The organism is Acinetobacter sp. UC24323 (assembly GCF_024151445.1).
Taxonomy (GTDB): domain Bacteria; phylum Pseudomonadota; class Gammaproteobacteria; order Pseudomonadales; family Moraxellaceae; genus Acinetobacter; species Acinetobacter baumannii.
The window spans coordinates 327,395-350,691 of record NZ_JAHIBY010000003.1; the positions used below are offsets into that span (position 1 = coordinate 327,395).

22 protein-coding genes and 1 pseudogene are annotated in these 23,297 nt (G+C 39.3%); 16 read left to right on the forward strand and 7 right to left on the reverse strand.

Annotated elements, in window-relative coordinates; genetic code table 11:
* Window positions 1-234: 234 nt before the first annotated feature.
* From thrS to KNQ97_RS06655, 4 genes are all read left to right on the forward strand, one after another.
* Window positions 235-2,157, forward strand: coding sequence for a threonine--tRNA ligase (gene thrS, locus KNQ97_RS06640; RefSeq protein WP_001121792.1), 1,923 nt, complete (start codon window positions 235-237; stop codon window positions 2,155-2,157).
* Between the two features lie 5 nt (window positions 2,158-2,162).
* Window positions 2,163-2,714 (forward strand): translation initiation factor IF-3, encoded by a 552-nt coding sequence (infC, locus tag KNQ97_RS06645; protein WP_012297364.1) that lies wholly within the window; start codon window positions 2,163-2,165, stop codon window positions 2,712-2,714.
* A 205-nt stretch (window positions 2,715-2,919) separates the two neighbouring features.
* Window positions 2,920-3,540: a glutathione S-transferase N-terminal domain-containing protein gene (locus KNQ97_RS06650; RefSeq protein WP_000566575.1), complete on the forward strand. Its 621-nt coding sequence runs from the start codon at window positions 2,920-2,922 to the stop codon at window positions 3,538-3,540.
* Window positions 3,541-3,592: 52 nt separating this feature from the next.
* Window positions 3,593-4,021 (forward strand): YqaA family protein, encoded by a 429-nt coding sequence (locus tag KNQ97_RS06655; protein ID WP_103236104.1) that lies wholly within the window; start codon window positions 3,593-3,595, stop codon window positions 4,019-4,021.
* A gap of 40 nt (window positions 4,022-4,061) precedes the next feature.
* Here KNQ97_RS06655 and nreB read toward each other — a convergent pair whose 3' ends face one another.
* Window positions 4,062-5,312, reverse strand: a complete 1,251-nt coding sequence (gene nreB, locus KNQ97_RS06660) for a nickel resistance MFS transporter NreB (protein WP_253611997.1) — start codon at window positions 5,310-5,312, stop codon at window positions 4,062-4,064.
* Window positions 5,313-5,453: 141 nt separating this feature from the next.
* On the opposite strand from nreB, the pseudogene KNQ97_RS06665 reads away from it, so the two are divergent.
* From KNQ97_RS06665 to rplT, 3 genes and pseudogenes are all read left to right on the forward strand, one after another.
* A pseudogene (locus tag KNQ97_RS06665) lies at window positions 5,454-5,573 on the forward strand (hypothetical protein); the annotation flags it as partial.
* Window positions 5,561-5,755: a 50S ribosomal protein L35 gene (rpmI, locus tag KNQ97_RS06670; protein WP_001096359.1), complete on the forward strand. Its 195-nt coding sequence runs from the start codon at window positions 5,561-5,563 to the stop codon at window positions 5,753-5,755. The pseudogene KNQ97_RS06665 and the gene rpmI, both read left to right, overlap by 13 nt.
* An 11-nt stretch (window positions 5,756-5,766) precedes the next feature.
* Window positions 5,767-6,126 carry a 50S ribosomal protein L20 gene (rplT, locus tag KNQ97_RS06675; RefSeq protein ID WP_000124858.1) on the forward strand — a complete coding sequence of 120 codons (360 nt, stop codon included), beginning with the start codon at window positions 5,767-5,769 and terminating at the stop codon, window positions 6,124-6,126.
* A gap of 47 nt (window positions 6,127-6,173) precedes the next feature.
* On the opposite strand, the gene KNQ97_RS06680 is transcribed toward rplT, so the two are convergent.
* Both KNQ97_RS06680 and KNQ97_RS06685 read right to left on the reverse strand, forming a co-directional pair.
* Entirely contained in the window at window positions 6,174-7,328 is a 1,155-nt protein-coding gene (locus KNQ97_RS06680; RefSeq protein WP_005112076.1) for a hypothetical protein, read from the reverse strand.
* Window positions 7,329-7,350: 22 nt separating this feature from the next.
* Window positions 7,351-8,352: a hypothetical protein gene (locus KNQ97_RS06685; RefSeq protein WP_125268074.1), complete on the reverse strand. Its 1,002-nt coding sequence runs from the start codon at window positions 8,350-8,352 to the stop codon at window positions 7,351-7,353.
* Window positions 8,353-8,509: 157 nt separating this feature from the next.
* On the opposite strand from KNQ97_RS06685, the gene pheS reads away from it, so the two are divergent.
* The 3 genes from pheS to KNQ97_RS06700 are packed head-to-tail and all read left to right on the forward strand — an operon-like array spanning window position 8,510 to window position 12,198.
* A complete protein-coding gene (pheS, locus tag KNQ97_RS06690) occupies window positions 8,510-9,490 on the forward strand; it encodes a phenylalanine--tRNA ligase subunit alpha (protein WP_000050953.1) in 981 nt (326 codons plus the stop codon).
* A gap of 33 nt (window positions 9,491-9,523) precedes the next feature.
* Complete coding sequence (pheT, locus tag KNQ97_RS06695; RefSeq protein ID WP_253611998.1) at window positions 9,524-11,905, forward strand: phenylalanine--tRNA ligase subunit beta; 2,382 nt, start codon at window positions 9,524-9,526, stop codon at window positions 11,903-11,905.
* On the forward strand, window positions 11,902-12,198 hold the full coding sequence (locus KNQ97_RS06700) for an integration host factor subunit alpha (RefSeq protein ID WP_000126166.1): 297 nt from the start codon (window positions 11,902-11,904) through the stop codon (window positions 12,196-12,198). Before pheT ends, KNQ97_RS06700 begins: the two co-directional genes overlap by 4 nt.
* A 169-nt stretch (window positions 12,199-12,367) precedes the next feature.
* Here the strand turns inward: KNQ97_RS06700 and KNQ97_RS06705 are convergent, their stop codons facing one another.
* Entirely contained in the window at window positions 12,368-12,616 is a 249-nt protein-coding gene (locus KNQ97_RS06705; protein WP_000897676.1) for a hypothetical protein, read from the reverse strand.
* Window positions 12,617-12,710: 94 nt separating this feature from the next.
* Here KNQ97_RS06705 and KNQ97_RS06710 point away from each other — a divergent pair, with 94 nt between their 5' ends.
* Window positions 12,711-12,836, forward strand: coding sequence for a hypothetical protein (locus KNQ97_RS06710; RefSeq protein ID WP_002127429.1), 126 nt, complete (start codon window positions 12,711-12,713; stop codon window positions 12,834-12,836).
* 194 nt (window positions 12,837-13,030) lie between these two features.
* On the opposite strand, the gene rho is transcribed toward KNQ97_RS06710, so the two are convergent.
* Together rho and trxA are read right to left on the reverse strand one after the other, a co-directional pair.
* Window positions 13,031-14,299 (reverse strand): transcription termination factor Rho, encoded by a 1,269-nt coding sequence (rho, locus tag KNQ97_RS06715; protein WP_001054522.1) that lies wholly within the window; start codon window positions 14,297-14,299, stop codon window positions 13,031-13,033.
* A 321-nt stretch (window positions 14,300-14,620) separates the two neighbouring features.
* On the reverse strand, window positions 14,621-14,947 hold the full coding sequence (gene trxA / locus KNQ97_RS06720; RefSeq protein ID WP_001276875.1) for a thioredoxin: 327 nt from the start codon (window positions 14,945-14,947) through the stop codon (window positions 14,621-14,623).
* A 279-nt stretch (window positions 14,948-15,226) separates the two neighbouring features.
* Here trxA and ppx point away from each other — a divergent pair, with 279 nt between their 5' ends.
* From ppx to KNQ97_RS06745, 5 genes are read left to right on the forward strand one after another with little or no spacing between them, the layout of a single operon-like run.
* A complete protein-coding gene (gene ppx / locus KNQ97_RS06725; RefSeq protein ID WP_001279273.1) occupies window positions 15,227-16,747 on the forward strand; it encodes an exopolyphosphatase in 1,521 nt (506 codons plus the stop codon).
* A gap of 18 nt (window positions 16,748-16,765) precedes the next feature.
* Entirely contained in the window at window positions 16,766-17,587 is an 822-nt protein-coding gene (locus KNQ97_RS06730; RefSeq protein ID WP_000710403.1) for an acetyl-CoA carboxylase carboxyltransferase subunit alpha, read from the forward strand.
* A complete protein-coding gene (gene tilS / locus KNQ97_RS06735; protein WP_272361310.1) occupies window positions 17,524-18,927 on the forward strand; it encodes a tRNA lysidine(34) synthetase TilS in 1,404 nt (467 codons plus the stop codon). The genes KNQ97_RS06730 and tilS overlap by 64 nt, the downstream gene beginning before the upstream one ends.
* On the forward strand, window positions 18,899-19,735 hold the full coding sequence (proC, locus tag KNQ97_RS06740) for a pyrroline-5-carboxylate reductase (RefSeq protein WP_085916948.1): 837 nt from the start codon (window positions 18,899-18,901) through the stop codon (window positions 19,733-19,735). Before tilS ends, proC begins: the two co-directional genes overlap by 29 nt.
* 21 nt (window positions 19,736-19,756) lie before the next feature.
* Window positions 19,757-20,326 (forward strand): YggT family protein, encoded by a 570-nt coding sequence (locus tag KNQ97_RS06745; RefSeq protein ID WP_000501183.1) that lies wholly within the window; start codon window positions 19,757-19,759, stop codon window positions 20,324-20,326.
* Window positions 20,327-20,386: 60 nt separating this feature from the next.
* On the opposite strand, the gene polA is transcribed toward KNQ97_RS06745, so the two are convergent.
* Window positions 20,387-23,158, reverse strand: a complete 2,772-nt coding sequence (gene polA, locus KNQ97_RS06750) for a DNA polymerase I (RefSeq protein WP_001134663.1) — start codon at window positions 23,156-23,158, stop codon at window positions 20,387-20,389.
* Between the last annotated feature and the right edge of the window lie 139 nt (window positions 23,159-23,297).

The following is a 23,297-nucleotide window of genomic DNA, read 5'->3' on the forward strand; positions in this document are numbered from 1 at the left end:
CTGAAAATTTAGCTAGGTCTTTATTAAAGTCATTTATTGCTGTTTACCGTATAAGCAAAATGTATTTATGATTTTATGAGTACAAAGGTTTTCACTTGGCTTGAACAAGTGTAAAATCTTTCAGGTTTTTTAATTTTGATTTACACCGTTTTTATATTTTGAGGCTTGCCTCGATCATAATCTCGCGGTGAAATGCTCCTTCGTATAGGGCATCACTCCTTAAGGATTTTTTTTATGCCAATTATCACATTGCCAAATGGCGATCAAAAGAGTTTTGATCACCCTGTATCTGTTATGGAAGTCGCTCAAAGTATTGGGCCTGGTTTAGCAAAAAATACCGTTGCTGGACGAGTAAATGATCGCTTAGTTGATGCATGTGACTTAATTACCGAAGACTCGACCTTACAAATTATCACTCCAAAAGATGAAGAAGGTCTTGAGATCATTCGCCACTCTTGTGCACACCTTGTAGGGCACGCAGTAAAACAGCTTTTCCCTGAAGCAAAAATGGTGATTGGTCCGGTCATCGAAGAAGGTTTCTATTACGATATCTGGATGCCACGTCCTTTTACACTAGATGATATGGCAGCGATTGAAGAGCGTATGAAAAAGCTCATCGATCAAGATTATGACGTTATCAAAAAAATGACACCGCGTGATGAAGTCATCAAAGTATTCACTGACCGCGGCGAAGAATATAAATTACGTCTTGTGGAAGACATGCCTGAAGAAAAAGCAATGGGCTTGTACTACCACCAAGAATATGTAGATATGTGTCGTGGTCCGCACGTACCGAACACAAAATTCTTAAAATCATTCAAGCTTACTAAAATCTCTGGTGCTTACTGGCGTGGTGATGCGAAGAATGAACAGCTTCAACGTATCTATGGTACTGCTTGGGCTGATAAAAAACAGTTAGCAGCTTACATCAAGCGTATTGAAGAAGCTGAAAAGCGTGATCACCGTAAAATTGGTAAAGCGTTAGACTTGTTCCATATGCAAGAAGAAGCACCGGGTATGGTGTTCTGGCATGCAAATGGCTGGACTATTTATCAAGTACTAGAACAGTACATGCGTAAAGTTCAGCAAGACAATGGTTACCAAGAAATCAAAACTCCGCAAATCGTAGATTTTACGCTTTGGGAGAAATCTGGTCATGCGGCAAACTATGCAGAAAACATGTTTACGACTCATTCTGAAAGTCGTAACTATGCTGTAAAACCAATGAACTGTCCTTGTCACGTTCAAGTGTTTAACCAAGGATTAAAGTCTTACCGTGATTTACCAATTCGTTTAGCTGAGTTTGGTTCTTGTCACCGTAATGAGCCATCTGGTTCTTTACACGGTATTATGCGTGTTCGTGGTTTTACTCAAGATGATGCGCATATCTTCTGTACTAAAGAACAGATCGGTAAAGAAGTTGCAGACTTTATTAAACTCACTTTAGATGTTTATAAAGACTTTGGCTTTGAAGAAGTTCAAATGAAATTATCTACTCGCCCAGAAAAGCGTGTAGGGGATGATGCACTTTGGGATTTAGCTGAAAAATCTTTGGCAGATGCTTTAGATGCAGCTGGTCTTGAATGGGAATTGCAGCCGGGTGAAGGCGCATTCTATGGTCCAAAGATTGAGTTCTCTTTAAAAGACTGTCTTGGTCGTGTATGGCAATGTGGTACCATTCAGTGTGACTTCAACTTGCCAGTTCGTTTAGATGCTTCTTATGTAACTGAAGAAAACGAGCGTGATCAACCTGTCATGTTGCACCGTGCAATTCTTGGTAGTTTTGAGCGTTTTATTGGTATACTAATTGAACACTACGCTGGTTTTATGCCGCCTTGGCTATCACCTGTACAAGCATGTGTCATGAATATTACTGATTCTCAAGCTGAAGCAAGTGAGCAAGTTGTGGCAAAACTCAAGGAAAATGGTCTTCGTGCTATTTCTGACTTGAGAAATGAAAAAATCGGATTTAAGATTCGTGAGCGTACTCTAGAGCGCATTCCTTACCTGTTAGTTCTTGGTGATCGAGAAGTTGAAGAAGGTACAGTGAATGTACGTACTCGCTCAGGAAAAAATTTAGGTACTATGTCAGTGGATGCTTTCATTGACTTAGTGAAATCTGCCGTCGCCGAACGTGGCCGGTATATTGTGGAGTAAGAAAGATTAAACAGCCTGACCGTAACCAACAACAAGGTGCAAAGAGTAACCGTCCAGCAATTAACGATGAGATCCGTGCAAAAGAAGTACGCCTTGTCGGCGCTGATGGTGAGCAAAAAGGAATTGTTTCATTAAATGAAGCACTGCGTGCTGCTGAGGATGCAGATCTTGACCTTGTTGAGATTGTCGCAAACGCTGAGCCGCCTGTTTGTAAAATCATGGATTACAACAAGCACTTGTTTGACCTGAAACAGAAGCAAAAAGATGCCAAGAAAAAACAGCATCAAGTGCAAGTGAAGGAAATCAAACTACGCCCAGCAACTGATGTAGGTGATTATCAAGTTAAGCTTCGTGCTATTCTGAAGTTCCTTGAAGAAGGCAACAAAGTTAAGATCACCTTACGTTTCCGTGGTCGTGAAATGGCTCACCAACAACTTGGTTTAGCTCAATTGCAAAAAATTGAAGCAGACGTAGCTGAGTTAGGGGTTGTAGAGCAAGCACCGAAAATGGAAGGTCGACAAATGGGTATGTTACTTGGACCGAAAAAGAAAAAGTAACACTCAAAAAAAGCACTGCAAAAGCAGTGCTTTTTTATGCCTCTCATCTTTTAGTCCTATTTTCTTAAACTGACGTTTAATATCGTTTTAAGCCAAAGTTATTCTCAAATTTTATGTGTTTTTTGGTGTTGGAAATATCATTGTATTACCCAAAACATGATATAACGCAAGACGCAGTCATGATAACGATGAATAGGAAAATAGAATGATTGATCTATATTATTGGGGCACACCCAATGGACATAAAATCACAATTGCCTTAGAAGAAATGGGACTGGATTACACCCTTTACCCAATTAATATTTTAGAAAATGATCAATTTCAACCAGACTTCCTGAAAATTTCTCCGAATAATAAAATTCCTGCCATTGTTGACCAAGATGGTCCACGTGGTGAGCCAATTTCAGTATTTGAATCAGGCGCGATCTTGCAGTATTTAGGACGAAAAACTGGATTGTTCTACCCGACAGACGAGCAAGAGCGAGTTGAAGTGGAACAATGGCTTATGTGGCAAATGGGTGGCTTAGGTCCTATGTTGGGACAAAATCATCATTTTAACCGCTTTGCACCAGAGAAAATTCCCTATGCTATAGACCGCTATGTAAATGAGACTAAGCGTTTATATGGTGTGTTGAATAAACAGCTCATTGGTCAGAAGTTTGTTGCAGGGGAATACTCAATTGCTGATATGGCAATTCTACCTTGGATTTTGCGTTATGAATGGCAGGGGATTCAATTAGAGGATTACCCGTATGTACAAGAATACATTGTTCGCTTAACAGCACGCCCTGCAGTACAAAAAGCATTATCAATTAAAGTCATCTAAGTTTATTGGTAGGGTAATGAATAAGGTGAAAGGTGATTTGGTCTAATTTAACATGCTAAGTTACTTTTTACTTTTTCTGAGTGCTTTTGGGGCGGCTACCTTATTACCGCTACAATCAGAAGCTGTACTCGCTACTTTACTATTAAAAGGTGAGCATTCAGCTTTTCTTCTCATTTTGATTGCTACTTTTGGAAATGTACTAGGTTCATGTGTGAACTGGTGGTTAGGTTTAAAAATAGAACAGTTTAAACATAAAAAATGGTTTCCAGTCTCTGCAAAACGTTTAGAACAAGCCCAACGCTTTTATCATAAATATGGCTTTTATTCGCTGCTTTTAAGTTGGACACCTGTGATTGGAGACCCTATTACTTTGGTTGCTGGCTTATTCAAAGAAAATTTTTGGCGTTTTTTATTTATGGTCCTTATTGCTAAAGCTGGGCGTTATATTTTCATTTATTGGGTAATTACAGGTTTTATTTAAAATAAAAGCATCCGAAGATGCTTTTATTAAAATGATTTAACTAATTTTCTGAGCTTTTAGTAATATCGACTTTAAAAAGATCATTGGTTTTTAGCCAACAGAATGTCACCACTGCAAGAGTCATACAACCACCAAAAATAGTCGCTGCAATAGTACCCAAATATTTGGCAGCCAAGCCTGATTCAAATGCACCCAGCTCATTACTTGATGAGACAAACATTCCATTTACAGCCGCTACGCGACCACGCATATTTTCTGGTGGGAATATTTGCAAAATGGTTTGTCTAACTACCACCGAAATACTGTCGCAAGCACCCGTCATCGCCAACGCAAATAGTGATAACCACATGTTGTTCGAGAACGCGAAAAGGATTGTAAATACACCAAACCCTGCAACTGCAAGTAGCATATTACGCCATGCGTGCTGAGTTGGCGGAAAACGAGTTAAAGCAATCATAGTAATGAGCGCACCAATAGAAGGAGCTGCACGCAAGTAACCCAAGCCTTCAGGACCGACTTTTAAAATATCTTCGGCAAAAATAGGGAGTAGAGCGATTACACCACCAAATAAAACAGAGGCAAGGTCTAAAGAAATCGCCCAAAGAACTATTTTGGTTTTCCAAATAAAGCGAAAGCCATCGCCTAAGCTTTCTAGAACATTGGCAGTTTCAATTTTAGGAAAGCTACGCTTATGTAATAAATTAATGAGAATAAAGCAGATACTAAGTAGACCGGCAACACTAAAAAGACTGGTTTCTTTGCCTAAATAAGCGAGCATGAACCCACCGAGCATAGGCCCAATAATTACACCACTCTGCCAACCAATAGTTGTCCATGTTGCACCATTTGCATAAAGCTCACGTGGAATTAAAAATGGTTTTAGGGACGTAGCAGAAGGGTTATAAAAACCACGTATGGTGCCCAAACCAAAAATAACCGCATAAATACCCCAAGAAAGGAAATTTACACTGATATGACCCAACCCATGCAGATGGAACAGTAACCATAAAACTAAAGGAAGAGGTACTGAGAAAAATAAACAGATTTTCATGATGACCTGTTTATTAAATTTATCAGCAAAGTAACCACCCCAAAGCGATAGGGCAATAAATGGAATGGCTTCTGCTAGTCCAATTAAACCTAAAGTTAAAGGGTCTTTGGTAATTTGATAAAGTGAATAGGCAACAATAATTTCTTGAATCAAAATTGCTAATGTTAAGCAAAATTGATTAATGGTGACAATTGAGAAATCTCTATAGCGCAGGGCAGCGAATGCATCATGTTTCTGCATTTGAAATATCGTATGTTGATAATTTGCCCATATTATAGGGGTAAATAAGCAGCGATGCTGAAATTATTGCCGATTATATTCATCTAAAAAAGAGATAGGTTTCTCTCATTTCTAAAGGGATTAATTTAAAAAAATTCTAGGAATAGTTTTAATTTTAGTCAGCATACTATAAAATACGCGCTTCCTTACCTGCAGGTCGATTTTGCAATGGTGCAGTCGTGCCGAACAGGTGCCCAAAAGAGGTTACTATGGCTAAGTTAAAAACTCGCCGTGGTGCAGCTAAACGCTTCAAAGCGACTGCAAACGGTTTTAAGCGCAAACAAGCATTCAAGCGCCACATTTTGACCAAAAAATCTGCTAAGCGTATCCGTCAATTGCGCGGCTGTGTAATGGTTCACGTAAGTGACGTTGCTTCAGTTCGTCGTATGTGCCCATACATCTAAGGAGATTATAAATGGCTCGTGTAAAACGTGGTGTAGTGGCTCATCGCCGTCACAAAAAAATTCTTGCTCGCGCTAAAGGTTACTACGGTGCTCGTTCACGCGTTTACCGCGTAGCGTTCCAAGCGGTAATCAAAGCTGGTCAATACGCTTACCGTGACCGTCGTCAGAAGAAACGTCAATTCCGTGCTCTATGGATTGCGCGTATCAACGCTGGTGCTCGTCAAAACGGTTTGTCTTACAGCCGTATGATCGATGGCTTGAAAAAAGCTCAAGTGATCATCGACCGTCGCGTATTAGCTGACATCGCTATGCATGATGCAGTAGCATTTGCTGCTTTAGCTGAAAAAGCTAAAGGCGCATTAGCTGCATAAGCTTAGAGATTCAAAAAAAGACCGCTTTTTAGCGGTCTTTTTTATATCTATTTTTTTGATAAAATATATAAAAAGCTGATAGCGCCACAGATTATTAATACAAATTGCACAAATTTAAATTGTATGGTTAACCAGTACAGTACATACAACAATACGAAGACAATCAATAAAAATAGTGCGATAGAGGTGATTGCTTGTAATGTAGTCATAGATGGTTCTTGCATTTCGATCGCGGTATTTGGTATTTGATCTGAATCCCTTGATGTAGAAACAACATTTGGAAGGTCTGACGTAGCAAGATGTAGCTGATTTAACAATTCTTTTTGTTGTACTGTGATTGATGTGGCAGATTGTAAATGATTTGCTGTATAGCAAATAAGTTCAACGAATTGTTGATGAATGATTTCTTGATATTCAGAGAGTTGAAGATATTGTTCATGACTAAAGTTTTGATAGGGCGAGCTATCATTGTGAGGATGCATAAGAGAGCTAAAACTCGACTGGACTTGTTCAAAAAGATGAATAAGGCTAAAGCCCAAATTGGGTTGAGGCATAGGTTGTTCGAGTAGAGGAAAACTCTCTTCATCATACTGATCTAAATAGAGGTTATTTACCATTTTAAAATTAAAATAAATGTACTGTGCCATAGGGTGTTGTTTTAGATTTTTTACAATATTTTCAATAAAATCATCCCAATGGTGCATTTGCCCAAATTGGTTACAGGCTTTTTGTTGTTGAGGACTTAGTTCAATGATACTCATACAGAGTAGTTGATTTGTATAGCGTTGACTAGAGGCTATACCCCAAAATTCACGAGGATCACCAATAGGCTCGATTTCTAAATATTTTTCATATTCAATCTGAGCAAGGGCAATCACTTTATCATTGTTTTGTAATGTGATGACAGGATAGTTATGTTGAGAAAATTCAAAAATAGGATGAGGATTTAAAGCTGTTGCTGAAAAAAGAATGTCAAAAGGGTAGAGTTTACATTGTTTAAAACCTTGCCGAGCAAGATCGATTACCAAGCCATCAATAGAATCATAAAGTAATTTATTGGAATTAAAATCACGTACATAAAATAATTGATGAGTGTGAATGCTCCAATAATGTCGAAGCTCATGGTAATCAATTTTATGATCTAAATATAATTGGGTGTTGTATTGAAAGCCAAATGCAAATTTCCAATAATCGCTAATCATGATATAAAGCTAAGCCCTAAATTTATAACCCAAAATAATAGGCTAAAGCACAAATAATTATTGTCAGAACAATAAGCTTGATTACCCCTGTTCCTCCAGCTTTGTGATGAGGTACTTTTAAATGAGCTGCGGACTCATTCGTTGCATCAAAAGGAGAAGGTTTCTCAACAGGTTTTAATTGAGCTATTTGATAATGATTTGCTGCTTTCACAATAAGTTTTGCAAATAGGTCGTCAGTTTTGTGGGTAAAGTTTCTTAAGTTAATAATTTGTTCTTGGTCTAAGTCTTCCCCTAAAGGATCATTTGCGGTGCGTTTTTTCTGCTCTAAATAATCTGATAAAGCCTGAGTGCGGTAGAGGAGTTGATGTGCATAATCTGCTGGGTAGCTTTCAGGAATAAGAGCAAGAGTTGGTTGATGCTCTACCGAAATTTGATGTGTTGACCCATCAAAATATTTTTTCTGAAATTCTGGTTCTTCAAAACCTGCTGCATACTTACTTCGAAATAACTCAGTTTCCATAAAGTCTGCAATTTCATCCCATTGAGGTGCTTTTAAGTCAGCTTCAACTTTTTTAGATAATTTTTCATTCAATTCAAAACGCCAGAAAGTCTCTAAGCGTAAATCGCTGCGTTGAGTCAGAGGCGGCTCAAACTCGTTATCGCTGCTGTACCATTCGGCAAGCTCATGTCCAAAAATCCATGCGATTTTCTTATTGTTTTGATGACTTACAATAAAATGAGCATAAGGTAAAAGTTCGACATTACTATTCGGGTTTTGCTCTTCATTTAAAATAGTAGATAGGTGAAGAGAGATTTGAGTCGTCCCTTGTTTTTTGAGTGCTTCTAACCAAACTTGGAAATGTTGAGCAAGTAAATGTTGTGAAATTAAGTCACGAAATTGAAAACTATGCTGGTCAAAAATATGATGTTGTCGCCATTGGCTAAAACTTAAATTTTGACGTAGGTATTCGTTACCATAGGTCACAAGTGTAAGTTGTTGTTTCCAAATCTGATTAAGCGCCATAATAATTGATCTCATTGACGATGCTATTATTTTATACGTTTTATCTTTTTGTTGCCTAATACATTTTTCATGATGGATAAACTTCATCAATACGGTGAAAAACTGTTAGAATGCAGTGTTTTATTATATTTTTAAATTTGTTGCTTTGAGAGTTACTATGTCACTGGAAGCCCTGACCACAGAAGCGCTTGCTGCCATTGCAGCAGCTCAAGACCTTGTTGCACTTGATCAGGTGCGTGTGCAATTTACAGGGAAAAAAAGCCAGCTTGCAGAACAATCGAAAGCATTAGGGAAAATGGACCCTGAAGAACGTAAAGTACAAGGTGCTGCGATTCATGCTGTTCGAGAAACAATTAATAACGCTTTAACTGAACGTCAAACAGCATTACAACAAGCTGCACTGGCGCAAAAATTAGCAAGTGAAACCATTGATATTACTTTGCCAGGCCGTGGACAGCGCGTTGGTACAGTTCATCCTGTTACTCAAGTGCAAGAACGAATTTGCCAGTTCTTTACTAAAGCTGGCTTTACGGTTGCTACAGGACCAGAAGTTGAAGATGACTATCATAACTTCGAAGCATTAAATATTCCTGGGCACCATCCTGCACGTGCTATGCATGATACATTCTATTTCGATGCAAACCATTTGTTGCGTACGCATACTTCTGGTGTGCAAATTCGTACTATGGAAACAAGCCAGCCGCCAATTCGTATCGTATGCCCTGGCCGTGTTTACCGTTGTGATTCGGATCAAACGCATTCGCCAATGTTCCATCAGATCGAAGGCTTATACGTTGCTGAGAACACCAGCTTTGCTGAATTAAAAGGTTTATTGATTAACCTACTGAATGAATTTTTTGAGAAAGATTTAAAAGTACGTTTCCGCCCTTCATATTTCCCATTTACAGAGCCTAGTGCAGAAGTAGATATCATGGATGAGCGTGGACGTTGGTTAGAAGTATTAGGCTGTGGCATGGTGCATCCAAATGTATTGCGTGCTGCGGGTATTGATCCTGATAAATACAAAGGCTTTGCTTTTGGTTTAGGGGTAGAACGTTTTGCAATGTTGCGTTATGGCATTAATGACTTGCGTATGTTCTATCAAAATGATGTGCGTTTCTTACGCCAATTTGCCTAACATTTTTTCAGGATTAAATAAGGTTTTATAAAGATGAAGATTAGCGAAAATTGGTTACGCACATGGGTTAACCCAGCAATTGATAGTGATACATTATCTGATCAGTTGACTATGCTTGGTCTTGAAGTAGATGAACTGGCACCTGTTGCTAAGCCATTCACTGGAGTTGTGGTTGGTGAAGTTCTAACAGTTGAGCAGCACCCTGATGCAGACCGTCTGCGTGTAACAACAGTGAATATTGGTTCAGGTGAGCCTTTACAAATTGTATGTGGGGCTCCTAACGTTCGTGCTGGGATGAAAGCACCTGTGGCAACTATTGGTGCAATATTACCGGGTGATTTTAAAATCAAAAAAGGTAAGCTTCGTGGTGTCGAGTCACAAGGTATGTTGTGCGGTGCTTCTGAAATTGACCTTGAAGATAAAATCGATGGTTTACTTGAGTTACCTGCCGATGCTCCAGTAGGGGTAAACATCCGTGAATACTTAAAACTTGATGATAATGTCATCGATATTAGTATTACACCAAACCGTGGTGACTGCTTTAGTATTCGTGGTATCGCACGTGAAGTTGCAGTGATTAACCAACTGCAAATGAATGAGCCTGAAATCAAATCAGTTGATGCGACAATTACTGATGAGAAAAAAGTAGTCATCAACACGGATGGTGCTCCACGCTACTTAGGACGTGTCATTAAAAATGTAAATGTTAAAGCTTCGACCCCAGAGTGGATGGAACAAGCTTTAGCACGTTCAGGAATTCGTACTCATAGTATTTTAGTTGATGTAACGAATTACGTCCTCATGGAATTGGGTCAGCCAATGCATGCTTTCGATTTAGCTAAAATCGAAGGGACTGTACATGTTCGCCAAGCTCAGCCACAAGAAAAGTTACAGCTTTTAAATGATCAAGAAGTTGAACTACAAGATGATGTGATGGTTATTGCAGATGACCAAAAAGCACTAGCAATCGCTGGTATCATGGGTGGTCTAGCATCAAGCGTAACTGATGATACGACTGATATCTTCTTGGAAAGCGCATTTTTTGCTCCGCTTGCGATTGCTGGACGTGCTCGTCGCTTTGGTTTACATACAGATTCTTCACAACGTTATGAACGCGGTGTAGATTTTGAATTGCCGTTAATTGCGATGAACCGTGCTTCTCAGCTTATTCAAGAGTTGGCGGGTGGTGAGTTCGGTCCAATTACTGTAGTTGAAAAATCTAATTTACTTCCGAAACGTGAAGCGATTGAACTTAAGCAAGCTCAAGTAGACCAGTTGTTGGGTTACAAAGTAGCGGCAGAGTTCATTACAGATGCATTAACTCGATTAGGTTGTGAAGTCACTGTTCAAGCGAATGGTGAATGGAGCGTAGTTCCACCATCACATCGCTACGATATGGCAATTTATCAAGATTTGATTGAAGAAGTTGCACGTATTGATGGTTATGACAATATTCAGATCAGTTTACCAAGTATGGATGTTCAACTTGCTAAGTACCAAGATCGTTTTGAAATCGCGCAGTTACGTCAAACGGTAGTCACTTTAGGGTATCAAGAAGCGATTAGCTTTAGCTTTGCTGATGCAAAACTTGAAAAGCAATTGAACCCGCAAGTAAGTCCGTTAATGTTGGCAAATCCAATCTCTAGTGATTTGGCTGCAATGCGCAGCACATTGCTTTCGAGTTTAATCCCTTGTGTACAATATAATTTAAACCGTCAGCAAAGCCGTGTACGTTTCTTTGAACTAGGTTTGCGTTTTGATTATCAAAATGCTAATTCTATTCAGGATCTGAAGCAAATTCCTACATTGGCTTTAGTTGCCGTAGGTTCTCGTGAACCTGAATCATGGCATGCTAAGCCACAGCCAATGGATTTCTTCGATTTTAAAGGTGAAGTAGAAGAGATTTTAGCTGCTGGACGTGTCAAAGTTGAGTATGTACGTTCAGAGCGTTCATGGTTGCATCCAGGGCAATCTGCTGAAATTTTAGTTGATGGCCAATCAATTGGTTACCTAGGCCGCTTGCATCCATCTTTAGAAAACGAACTAGATTTGAGCACAACTTGGGTTGCCGAGCTTGATCAGGCTGCTGTTTTGCAATCTTATGTATCTAATTTTACAGAATTATCACGTTTTCCTTCGGTTAGACGTGATATTGCGCTTTTAATCTCTGATAATATAAATGTTAGAGATATTCAGCAGTTAATCGAAAAAACTGGTGGAGAGCTTTTAGACTCTACTTGGTTATTCGATGTGTATACGGGGCAGGGTGTCGAAGAAGGTAAACGCTCATTAGCGTTTGCGTTATTATGGCAACATCCTTCACGTACGCTTGAAGATGCTGAAATTAAATCTGGTATGGACAATATAATCCAAGTGTTGGAAAACACTTATCAAGCGACATTGAGGGCCTCATGACAGCATTAACTAAAGCAGACATGGCTGATCATTTAAGTGAGTTAACCAGCTTAAATCGCCGTGAAGCAAAACAAATGGTCGAGTTGTTCTTTGACGAAATTAGCCAAGCGCTTATTGCGGGCGAGCAGGTTAAGCTTTCTGGTTTTGGTAATTTCGAGCTTAGAGATAAACGCGAGCGTCCAGGACGTAATCCGAAAACTGGCGAAGAAATTCCGATTTCTGCACGCCGTGTAGTTACCTTCAGAGCGGGTCAGAAATTTAGACAACGCGTTGGAAATGAGCAGATCGATTGATCTGCTTTTTTATTTATGACTTTAAATAAATCTAGAATAAATTTTTCTTAATATTAGAAAAGTATACTTAGCCATTAATACATCAGATCTATTTGATGTGTAAACATAAAATTTAGGCATAAAAAAAGAGGACAAAATGTCCTCTTTTTTATCTAATCTAGAATCTAGATTATTGTGCAGCAGAAGCAGCAGCAACGTCAGAAGCAGCAGCAGCAACGTCAGAAGCAGCAGCAGCAGTTTCAGCAGCAGCAGCGTCAACAGCTACAGCAGCTTCAGATGCAGCTTCAGTAGCTTCAGAAGCAGCAGCTACTGCTTCAGATGCAGCAGCAGCAGCTGGAGCTTCTTCTTTCTTAGAACAACCAACGAAAGCTAAAGTAGCAGCAACAGCAGCAGCAACAGCGAATTTTTTGAATAACATGGCATCACTCTCACAAAAAAGATTTGAGATTAAAAAAACCTAAGTTGGACTGTTTTGCTTTTATTATTCCTAAAACGTAGCTAGGTAACAACGCATGGAGCAGTCTAACTGGTCTGCCGCTATGCTATCACTGCAAATGTTGAAATACTACTGTTGGCTGTCAAAAAAGATCGGGAAAAGAGTGAAAAAAGCCTGTTTTTTAACAGAAAAAAACAATTAATCAGCTGAGATATATTGGAAAAGGTATAAGTAAGCTACTAAAAAACATGGCTTTTTTATACTAAAAATATTTGTTTTCAAAAGCTTATAAATAATTTTACATAAAAATCAGCAAAATGTATTTTTGTGTAAAGCTTGTCAACCAAATAAAAAAGGCCACTCAATAGAGCGGCCTTTTTAGAATAAATAATATGTTTATGTTGAAGCTTTACGTTTCATCTGATCAAAGAAATCATCATTTGTTTTGGTTTCTTTCATACGATCAAGTAAGAACTCCATAGCCGCCAACTCATCCATAGGGTGAAGAAGTTTGCGGAGAATCCAAACTTTACGTAATTTATCTTCATCCATTAAACGTTCTTCACGACGTGTGCCAGATTTCTTAATATTCATGGCAGGGAAGACGCGTTTTTCAGCAATACGGCGATCAAGTGTAATTTCTTGGTTACCTGTACCTTTAAACTCTTCGTAAATGACATCATCCATTTTACTGCCAGTCTCAATAAGAGCAGTAGAGATGATTGTTAAAGAACCGCCTTCTTCGATATTACGAGCAGCACCGAAGAAACGTTTTGGACGTTCTAAAGCATGTGCATCCACACCACCAGTTAATACTTTACCTGATGAAGGAATTACTGTGTTGTATGCACGGGCTAAACGTGTAATGGAGTCAAGTAAAATCACAACGTCTTTTTTGTGCTCAACAAGACGTTTTGCTTTTTCAATGACCATTTCTGCAACTTGTACGTGACGTGCTGGTGCTTCATCAAATGTTGAAGCAACGACTTCACCGCGTACGGTACGCTCCATCTCAGTTACTTCTTCTGGGCGCTCATCAATTAATAAAACAATAAGGAAAACTTCCGGATTGTTTCTCACAATAGATTGAGCAATGTTTTGAAGTAACATTGTTTTACCCGCTTTTGGCGGAGCGACAATAATAGAACGTTGACCTTTACCGATTGGTGCAACTAAATCGACTACACGCGCGGTCAAGTCTTCTGTTGTACCATTACCAAGTTCCATAACCAGTTGTTCGGTCGGGAAAAGTGGAGTTAAGTTTTCAAATAAGATTTTATTACGAGAATTTTCTGGCGTGTCATAGTTAATTTGATTAACTTTGAGCAAAGCAAAATAACGCTCACCTTCTTTTGGTGGACGAATGGTACCTGTGATGGTGTCACCTGTACGCAAGTTAAAGCGTCGGATTTGTGAAGGACTCACATAAATATCATCCGGACCAGCTAAATACGAACCTGCGGCAGAGCGCAAAAAACCAAAACCATCAGAGAGAATTTCAAGAACGCCGTCACCAAAAATTTCTTCGCCATTCATCGCATGGCGTTTCAAGATGGCAAAGATAATATCTTGCTTTCGGTTACGAGCCATACCTTCAAGGCCCATAAATTCAGCAATTTTAATTAGTTCGCCGATTGGTTTTTTCTTGAGTTCAGTTAAGTTCATAAGGGTCAGAATTAGGAAAGAGTAGAGTGTGGTTTAAAAAGAAGAAAAATCGCTCGCATACAAAAAAGAGTATCGCAATTGTATTTACACAATAACAATTCAGAAGTCTGATTAACTGTTTCGAAGAGAAATGTGAAAAAACAATTTCTGTTGCCGAGTGGCGATCTTTATGTTTGTGTCTTGTAAGAAGCCGGACAGAAGACGATTCCCTTCAGTGCCTCTTGAGCATGCAATATAAGTGAGATCAGCTAATTTGTCAATTTATAGCCGAAAAAAATACGCTATAAAGGTATAGCGTATTTTCATCTGTAACGTTACGTCTTAAACGTTTTCGTCAATGAAGCTAACGAGTTTAGAACGAGGCACAGCGCCGATTTGCTGAGCTACTACTTCACCATTTTTGAAAAGTAATAGAGCAGGAATATTACGGATATTGTATTTCACTGCCGTCTCTTCACAAGAAGTCACGTCAACTTTAACGATTTTTACTTTACCCGCATATTCACTTGATAAATCTTCAAGAACAGGTGCAATTGCTTTACAAGGTGCACACCAACCTGCCCAAAAGTCAACAAGTACAGGTGTTTCAGCATCTAGAACATCTGCTTGGAAGTTATCATCAGTTGTATTTACAATAGTCGCAGACATGGTACGGCTCCAATTTTTAGAAAAAAGTGCTATCACTATAGGAGGAGATAATCTCTATCAGTATTACATAGCTACTTAGTTCAATGTAAGGGTTTGATGCTATTATTCAAGGCTTAAGTAAATTTGTCTAATGGATGCTCACGATATTCATCATCGGCTTGTACAATCGTTTAACAAATAGAAAAATATCACAGGCTATTAATTGTTGATGAAAATGGCTTTTCAATTGCATTCTTGTGAATTACTCTAGGCGTGAATTGTTATGGGTTTAGTTCAATAATGTCTGACTTTCTGATTGATGAAGAATTACTTGCTGCCATAGATATGGGGTCGAACAGTTTTCACCTTGCCATTGCACGGGTAGATCACGGTGAAGTTAAAAAAGTGGCTTCAATGTCAGAAAAAGTACAGCTTGCAGCTGGTCTTGATGAAAATAAAAACTTAACAGAAGCAGCACAGCAACGTGGTTTAGCCTGTTTGGCTCGTTTCGTTGGGCGTTTAGGCTCAGTTCAACCTAACCGTTTAAGAATTGTGGCAACGAACGCTTTGCGTCAGGCTAAAAATGGCCATGAGTTTATTCAAAAAGCCGCTGAAATTTTGCCCAAACCTATTGAGATTATTGCAGGCCGTGAAGAAGCACGCCTGATTTATCTTGGTGTATCACATACGATGGCCAATGGTGGACGCCGCTTAGTGGTTGACATTGGTGGTGGATCTACCGAGTTTATTATTGGCGAAGAATTTGAGCCAATTTATACTGAATCATTACAAATGGGTTGTGTAGCCTATACAAAAGCCTATTTTGCCGATGGTGAAATCACACAAAAAGCATTTGATAAAGCAGTTGTTGCTGCGCGTAAAGAGCTTTCAGCAATCGCCACCACTTATAAGATGGAAGGGTGGGATACTGTTGTAGGTTCAAGTGGGACCATTAAAGCTTGCCGCCAGATTATGGTGAATATGGGGCTAAGTGACGAGCAAGAAAATGTCACACGTGAAGGTCTCCATAAACTTAAAGATAAGTTACTCAAGTTCAAAAATATTTCTGAAATTGATTTTGAAGGACTTCGAGAAGACCGACGAGCAGTTTTGCCAGCCGGATTGGCAATTTTGTACGCTGTTTTTGAAGTTTTAGAAATTGAACGTTTGGCATATTCTGATGGTGCATTACGTGAAGGAGTCATGTATGACCTGTTAGGCCGTTTTAAGCATGAGGATATCCGCGACCGTAGTGTACAAGCGTTAATGGGACGTTATAACGCCGATCCGAAACAGGCAGAACGAGTTGTAAATACGGCTCAACACTTATTTGACAGTGTCGCTAAACCGCTTAATTTAACGAGTGAAGACAGTGACTTACTGCGTCGTGCAGCATATTTGCATGAAATTGGTTTAGCGATTAGTCATGGTGGCTATCATCGTCATGGTGCTTATTTATTGCAACATTCCGATATTCCTGGTTTCTCACAAATTGACCAAAATCATCTTTCACATTTGGTTGCTCATCACCGCCGTAAATTGCGAAATGATGTAAAAAATGAAGTTTTAAAGGCTGGTGGTCATAAATTAGTTTATTTAAGTTTGTTACTTCGCCTAGCAGTTTTACTCAACCATAGCCGCAGTGATCAGATGCTTCCTGCCATTGAATTGACCATCATAAATGATCAACAATGGCAACTTAGTGTTTCTGGTGATGCCAAACAATGGCCATTGTTAGTTGCCGACTTGCATGATGAGCAAGAGCAGTTTAAGCATTGGGACATTGAATTGAATATTCAGTCGGAAAAATTTATCGATTAAAGGGATAATATTCGACCTATGAAAAAAGCTACTCAGTCCAAAGCGTGGACAACGGTTCAAATTGCACGTCATCCTGAACGTCCGCAGTTTCTAGATTATGTCGGTGAAATCTTTACAGAGTTTGATGCATTGCATGGTGATCGTTTGTTTGGTGACGATGGTGCGATGGTAGGTGGTCTTGCTCGTTTTGACGGTCAACCTGTGATGGTCATTGGACAACACCGTGGTCGTAGTACCCGTGAAAAATTAAAGCACAACTTTGGTATGTGTAACCCAGAAGGTTACCGTAAATCTCAGCGTCTTTTAGATATGGCTGAGCGTTTCAATCTACCAGTTTTCACCTTTATTGATACTATGGGTGCATATCCGGGTGTTGGTGCAGAAGAACGTGGTCAGGCAGAAGCAATTGCGACTAGCCTTGCTCAACTTTCAAGCCTGAAAGTGCCTGTAATCGCAACAGTACTTGGTGAAGGCGGTTCTGGTGGTGCTTTAGGTATTGGTGTTGCTGACAGAGTGATTATGTTGTCACATAGTATTTATTCTGTGATTTCGCCTGAAGGCTGTGCATCTATTTTGTGGAAAACTGCTGAGAAAGCAGCTCAAGCGAGTGAAGCTTTAGGTTTAACAGCAGATAAACTACAATCACTAGGTATTGTTGAATACGTAGTAGATGAAGGTGAAGGTGCGCATTTAGATCCTGAGCGTGTGATGCAAAACTTAAAAGTAGTTTTAAAGCAGGCTTTGGATGAATTGCTACCAATGGATGCAAATGAACGATGCGAAGCACGTTATCAACGTTTAATGAAGTTTGGCAGCGAAAATTTAGGCATGGCGTCTTAAAGCAAGCTCAAGAGTTCTCTGAAAAAAGTTCCTTTCTTATTGGATGTAGTGGTGGCATGGATTCAATGCTACTGCTACATTTAATGGCTCAAATTTTCCCTCGAAAGATCCGAGCAATTTATATTGATCATCAACTGCAAGATCAAAGTGCAGAGTGGGCGGAAGTGGTTGCCACACAGGCAACAACATTAAGTATTCCTTATATTATTCAGAAAGTTCAGATCGCAAACGGCAATCTGGAAGCAAAAGCACGTCAAGCGCGTTATCAAGCATATCGGCAACATTTACAAGAAAATGAAATTCTGTTGCTTGCTCATCATCAACAAGATCAGGCAGAAACAGTTATTTTGCGATTATTGTCAGGTGCGGGAGTAGATGGGCTTGCTGCGATGCAGGCTATTGATTACCGTAAAGATATGACAATTTGGCGCCCCTTTTTGGATTTAACACGTGAGCAAATCGCTTTATGGACTGCTCAACTTGAAGTTAAATATATTGACGATCCAATGAACTATGACACCCATTACGATAGAGTGTGGTGTCGTGAAGCACTGTGGCCATTTTTAACAAGCCGTTTTCCAAAAATGCAGCAAGCTTTGAGTCGAACCAGTTATCTGATGCAAGATGCTTCTGAAATTTTAGAAGAAGTTCTCAAAGATGATTGGCAATATTCTGGTTCAGCTGACTATTTAGATTTAACGAAATTATCCGAGTTATCTTTTGCGCGGCAGCGCCAGTTACTTTCTGCGTGGATGAAAGGCCAAGGGCAATATCGACCTGCATTTGAAATGGTCGAGCGTCTAAGAGCAGAAGTTATTGAATCTAAATCAGATGCTCAAGCCGCTTTACACTGGAACCAGTTTTACTATGTCCGTTATCAAAATATACTCTATAGGTTGAGTAGACAGGTTTATCTCGCTGAAACTTTAAATCCGGTTGCTGCTGAACTAGAGCATTCATTTAAATTACAAGAAAAATGGCAGGGCGCAGCTGGACTATTCCATGTTGAGTGTAAAAAAATTGGTTTAAGTCATTCTTTATTGAATAAAAAATTAAAAATCATTCGACGTCAAGGTGGGGAAAAGATTCACCTATATGGTCGTGTTGGGCAATGGCCTTTAAAAAAAGCAATTCAAGAAGCACATATTTTGCCTTGGCTTCGTCATACAATTCAAATATTAGTCTTAGATAATGTTATGCTTGGGGTTTTTACACCGAAAGGATTTTGGTTGGCTCAGTCTCCATATTGTGAGGAAGGAGGGTGGCAACCAGATTTAATTTCTCATTCTTGTAATCTGGTAAATGGCGAATATAGTTATGGCAACAGCAGTGAATTGTAATATCTGTTTTATTGGTGGTGGTAATATGGCCCAAGCATTAATTGGCGGGCTCATTTCAAGAGGATTACCACCAACACGTATTACCGTTTCAGATCCTGTCGAACAAATTCGTCAACTATTGCAAGAAAAAGAAGTTCATGTAACTCAAGATAATACGGCTGCTATCCAGAATGCCGATGTAGTTGTTCTTGCTGTAAAACCACAAGTTCTGGCAAATGTTCTACGTCCGTTAAAAGGTTTATTATCGGATAAATTGGTTATTTCGATTATTGCCGGTGCGGAAATTAAGACAATATCAAATTTGATTGATAGTGAACGTATTGTGCGAGTTATGCCAAATACACCTGCATTAGTTCAAACTGGTGCTCATGGTATTTACGCGACTGATGTGGTTGGTGCCTCGGACCGTGAATTAACGAGTCAGATTTTAGCAGCAACTGGTTTAACAATTTGGGTAAACTCCGAAGCTCAAATTGATGCGGTAACGGCAGTTTCAGGTTCAGGCCCAGCTTATTTCTTCTACCTCATGGAAAGTATGATTCGTGCAGGTAAAAATTTAGGTTTGGATGAAAAAGTTGCAACTGCTTTAACTCTTCAAACAGCATTAGGTGCAGCTCAAATGGCAATTACGAGTTCAAATACTCCGTCTGAGCTGCGTAAAAATGTGACGTCACCGAATGGTACAACCCAAGCTGCACTTGAAGTTTTTGATCGTGCACAAATCTCTCAAAATATTCAATCTGCATTAGCTGCTGCACAGAAACGTAGCCAAGAATTGGCTCAAGAACTGAGTGACAGTGCAAAATAGCTTTAATAGGATAAGACAACTATGGGTGCAAATTCTGCGCTAATTTTTGGAATTTTAATTAACGTCGCGATTTTATTGGTCTTTTTCCGTTTTTTAATGCAATTGGCGGCAGTAAGTCCTTATAATCCTGTGGTTTTATCGACAGTAAAGGCGACTAAGATTGTTGATATTTTTGGCCGAATTTTTCCAACGGTCGCAAAAGGCCGGTTCAATCTGGCAGCGTTGGTTCTTTTAATTATTTTATATTTACTGAAAATTTTCGGTGTAATGTATCTTTCGGGTTCCATGCCAAATAGTCCGGTTCATTTAGTGATTCTGACTTTTGTGACCATGATTCAGGATTTGATTCGTTTCTGCCGTTACTTAATTTTTGCAACAATCATTTTGAGTTGGGTCGTTATGTTTACTCAATCTCGTTCACCTTATATTGAGGTGATTCAAGATTTAGCTGAACCGTTACTCGCCCCATTCCGTCGTTTATTACCTAATATGGGGATGATTGACTTATCTCCAATTCTGGCATTTTTGGCACTCTATATTGCCGAGATCTTAATGAATGAAGTCGCTAAAGTTTTATTAACTGGACTTTAATTTTGTAAGATTAAAAAAAGGGCTGTATTACAGCCCTTTTTTTATTGGTTTATCGATAAATTAATGGGCATCATCCCAGTTTTTACCTTGGCCTACTTCTACGACTAACGGTACAGAAATTTCCAGAACAGACTGCATGACATCCGCAATTTGTTTTGAAAGTTCATCTGCAATGTTTGAATCAACTTCAAACACCAATTCATCGTGAACTTGAAGTAATAGTTTTGCTTGATCTTTTGGCAGGATTTTATCTACTTCAATCATTGCTAACTTAATAATATCAGCAGCACTACCTTGTAAAGGTGCATTAATTGCAGCACGTTCAGCAGCTTTACGTACCATCACATTTCGAGCGTCAATATCCGGTGTATAAAGACGGCGACCTAAGATAGTTTCAACAAACCCTTGTTCCGATGCTACTTGGCGAGTACGTTGCATGTATTCGTAAATGCCAGGATAGCGCTGGAAATATTGTTTGATATAGTTTTGCGATTCTTCACGAGTAAAGCCAAGTTGACGAATTAAACCAAACTCGGACATACCGTAAAGTAGACCGAAATTCACAGCTTTAGCCTGACGGCGCTGATCATTGGTCACATCTTCAATTGCAATACCTAACACTTCTGCCGCTGTTCTACGGTGTACATCTTGACCATGTTGGAATGCATGAACTAAGGCATCATCTTGAGAAAAATGAGCCATTAAACGAAGTTCAATTTGCGAGTAATCGGCTGCTAACAAAACTCGTCCTTCCGGTGCAATAAATGCTTTACGGATTTGACGGCCAATCTGTCTACGAATTGGAATGTTTTGTAAGTTAGGGTCAGAAGAGGATAGGCGACCTGTTGCCGTTAGTGCTTGATGATAGCTGGTATGTACACGATGGGTGTCATTATGCGACTGCTCAATTAAACGGTCAGTATAGGTGCTCTTTAATTTTGCTAATCCACGGTGTTCTAAAATAATTTCCGTTAATGGGTGCTCAATTTTTTCAAGAACACTTTCACTGGTGCTGTATTGTCCAGTTGCAGTTTTTTTACCACCTTTAATGCCTAACTTATCAAATAGAATTTCACCTACCTGTTTAGGCGAAGCAATATTAAAAGTTTCACCTGCAATTTCCATGGCCTGATTTTCAAGGTCTTCCATAGTTTTCGCAAATTCAACACTTAATTTATCTAAGAAAGCATGATCTAAACGGATTCCATCTTCTTCCATACCCGATAAGATTCGAGCAACTGGCATCTCAATGTTATATAAAATATTTTCTAATTCAGGATGTGCTTTAAGTTTATTTGAAAGTACTTCATATAAACGATAAGTCACATGTGCATCTTCTGCTGCATAATGTGCTGCAACTTCAATCTCAATTTGATTAAAAGTCTTCTGTTTTGCACCTTTGCCAGCAATTTGCTCAAAAGTAGTGGTCAAATGGCTTAGGTAAACACGAGCAACATCATCCATGCCATGACGAGTAGCTGCTGCATTCAGTACATAAGATGCCAGCATGCTATCGAAATACCAACCTTTAAGTTCAATACCGTGATTAGCAAAAATGTGCGCATCATATTTAAGATGATGACCAATTTTTTTAACTGCTTCATTTTCAAGTACAGGCTTGATTTGCGCTAAAACTTGTTCACGGTCCAGTTGTTGTGGCGCATTTTCGTAATTATGTGCCAAAGGAACATAGTAGGCATCTTTCGCATCAAATGCGATTGAAAAACCAACCATCTCGGCAATACGGTAATCAAGACTTGTGGTCTCTGTATCAATAGCAAAATGATCGGCATTCTGCATGCGTTGCCAGAGCTGATCCCATGCTTCTTGTGTTAAAACGGTGTGATAGTTTGCAGTTCCAAGCTGGTCATCTTGACTAGTCAAGCTTGCTTGATCTTCTGTTTCAATCGTTTGAGCAGGTTTAACTTCATTTTGGACAATAGTTTGTGATGCTTGCTGCTTATAGCTTGAGCTATTTGGATTGTTTGGATGATCGAGAGACTGTAACTGGTTTCTAAACTCAAGCTCCGTATAGAGATTGCGTAAGGCATCTACATTTGGATCAGTAAGTTTTAATTCATGCCAGTCGAGTTCTAAAGGAAGATCACAGACAATGCTTGCCAACTGGTGATCAAGCTTAATATTGTCTAAATTATCTTTAATATTTTGGCTTAGTTTGCCTTTAAGTTGGTCTACATTGGCAATGATATTATCCAATGTCCCATATTCGGTCAGTAATTTGGCAGCCGTCTTTGCGCCTACGCCAGGTACACCCATAATGCCGTCAGATGCATCACCCATAAGGGTTAAGTAATCGATAATCTGGTTTGGCCAAACGCCAAATTTTTCAAATACGCCGTCGGTGTCTAATACTCGGTCTTTAAAGCTATCTTCAAGTTTTACATAGTCATTAACCAGCTGGGCCATGTCTTTATCTCCGGTTGAGATAAGCACATGATGACCTTCTTTTACAGCGCGTTTAGCGAGAGTCCCAATAATGTCATCGGCTTCTGCACCCGGAAGACTATATAAAGGAATCCCTTGAGCCTTAATCAATGCATGTAAATATGGAATCTGTTGAGACAATTCTTCCGGCATAGTCGGGCGGTCACCTTTATAAATAGGTGAAAGCTTATGACGGAACGTTGGCTCAGGCGTATCAAAAATGACAGCCATATGTGTCGGTTGCATACGACGCATCAATTTTTGAATGGCAGAAATTGCTCCACGTATTGCATTGGTATGTAACCCTGTAGAGGTCGTCAATGGTGGTAATGCATGATATGCACGAAATAAAAAATAGGACCCATCAACCAAGACAAATGGTGGCATTGAACAATTCCTTAAACTGAATTATGGGTATTTTACGTGAAAACGGCTATGAATGCAGGTTTATGATTTTTGCAGTATTTTGTATGTATAAATATACGCATGTATTGGCTTGAAGTAAGATGGCCTGTAATGAAGGTGT

Excerpts from the sequence above, each read along its gene's own strand:
- thrS (WP_001121792.1), top strand. The coding sequence starts at position 235 with ATGCCAATTATCACATTGCCAAATGGCGATCAAAAGAGTTTTGATCAC.
- KNQ97_RS06650 (WP_000566575.1), top strand. The coding sequence starts at position 2,920 with ATGATTGATCTATATTATTGGGGCACACCCAATGGACATAAAATCACA.
- KNQ97_RS06655 (WP_103236104.1), top strand. The coding sequence starts at position 3,593 with ATGCTAAGTTACTTTTTACTTTTTCTGAGTGCTTTTGGGGCGGCTACC.
- nreB (WP_253611997.1), bottom strand. The coding sequence starts at position 5,312 with ATGCAGAAACATGATGCATTCGCTGCCCTGCGCTATAGAGATTTCTCA.
- rpmI (WP_001096359.1), top strand. The coding sequence starts at position 5,561 with ATGGCTAAGTTAAAAACTCGCCGTGGTGCAGCTAAACGCTTCAAAGCG.
- rplT (WP_000124858.1), top strand. The coding sequence starts at position 5,767 with ATGGCTCGTGTAAAACGTGGTGTAGTGGCTCATCGCCGTCACAAAAAA.
- KNQ97_RS06680 (WP_005112076.1), bottom strand. The coding sequence starts at position 7,328 with ATGATTAGCGATTATTGGAAATTTGCATTTGGCTTTCAATACAACACC.
- KNQ97_RS06685 (WP_125268074.1), bottom strand. The coding sequence starts at position 8,352 with ATGGCGCTTAATCAGATTTGGAAACAACAACTTACACTTGTGACCTAT.
- pheS (WP_000050953.1), top strand. The coding sequence starts at position 8,510 with ATGTCACTGGAAGCCCTGACCACAGAAGCGCTTGCTGCCATTGCAGCA.
- pheT (WP_253611998.1), top strand. The coding sequence starts at position 9,524 with ATGAAGATTAGCGAAAATTGGTTACGCACATGGGTTAACCCAGCAATT.
- KNQ97_RS06700 (WP_000126166.1), top strand. The coding sequence starts at position 11,902 with ATGACAGCATTAACTAAAGCAGACATGGCTGATCATTTAAGTGAGTTA.
- KNQ97_RS06705 (WP_000897676.1), bottom strand. The coding sequence starts at position 12,616 with ATGTTATTCAAAAAATTCGCTGTTGCTGCTGCTGTTGCTGCTACTTTA.
- KNQ97_RS06710 (WP_002127429.1), top strand. The coding sequence starts at position 12,711 with ATGGAGCAGTCTAACTGGTCTGCCGCTATGCTATCACTGCAAATGTTG.
- rho (WP_001054522.1), bottom strand. The coding sequence starts at position 14,299 with ATGAACTTAACTGAACTCAAGAAAAAACCAATCGGCGAACTAATTAAA.
- trxA (WP_001276875.1), bottom strand. The coding sequence starts at position 14,947 with ATGTCTGCGACTATTGTAAATACAACTGATGATAACTTCCAAGCAGAT.
- ppx (WP_001279273.1), top strand. The coding sequence starts at position 15,227 with ATGTCTGACTTTCTGATTGATGAAGAATTACTTGCTGCCATAGATATG.
- KNQ97_RS06730 (WP_000710403.1), top strand. The coding sequence starts at position 16,766 with ATGAAAAAAGCTACTCAGTCCAAAGCGTGGACAACGGTTCAAATTGCA.
- tilS (WP_272361310.1), top strand. The coding sequence starts at position 17,524 with ATGCGAAGCACGTTATCAACGTTTAATGAAGTTTGGCAGCGAAAATTT.
- KNQ97_RS06745 (WP_000501183.1), top strand. The coding sequence starts at position 19,757 with ATGGGTGCAAATTCTGCGCTAATTTTTGGAATTTTAATTAACGTCGCG.
- polA (WP_001134663.1), bottom strand. The coding sequence starts at position 23,158 with ATGCCACCATTTGTCTTGGTTGATGGGTCCTATTTTTTATTTCGTGCA.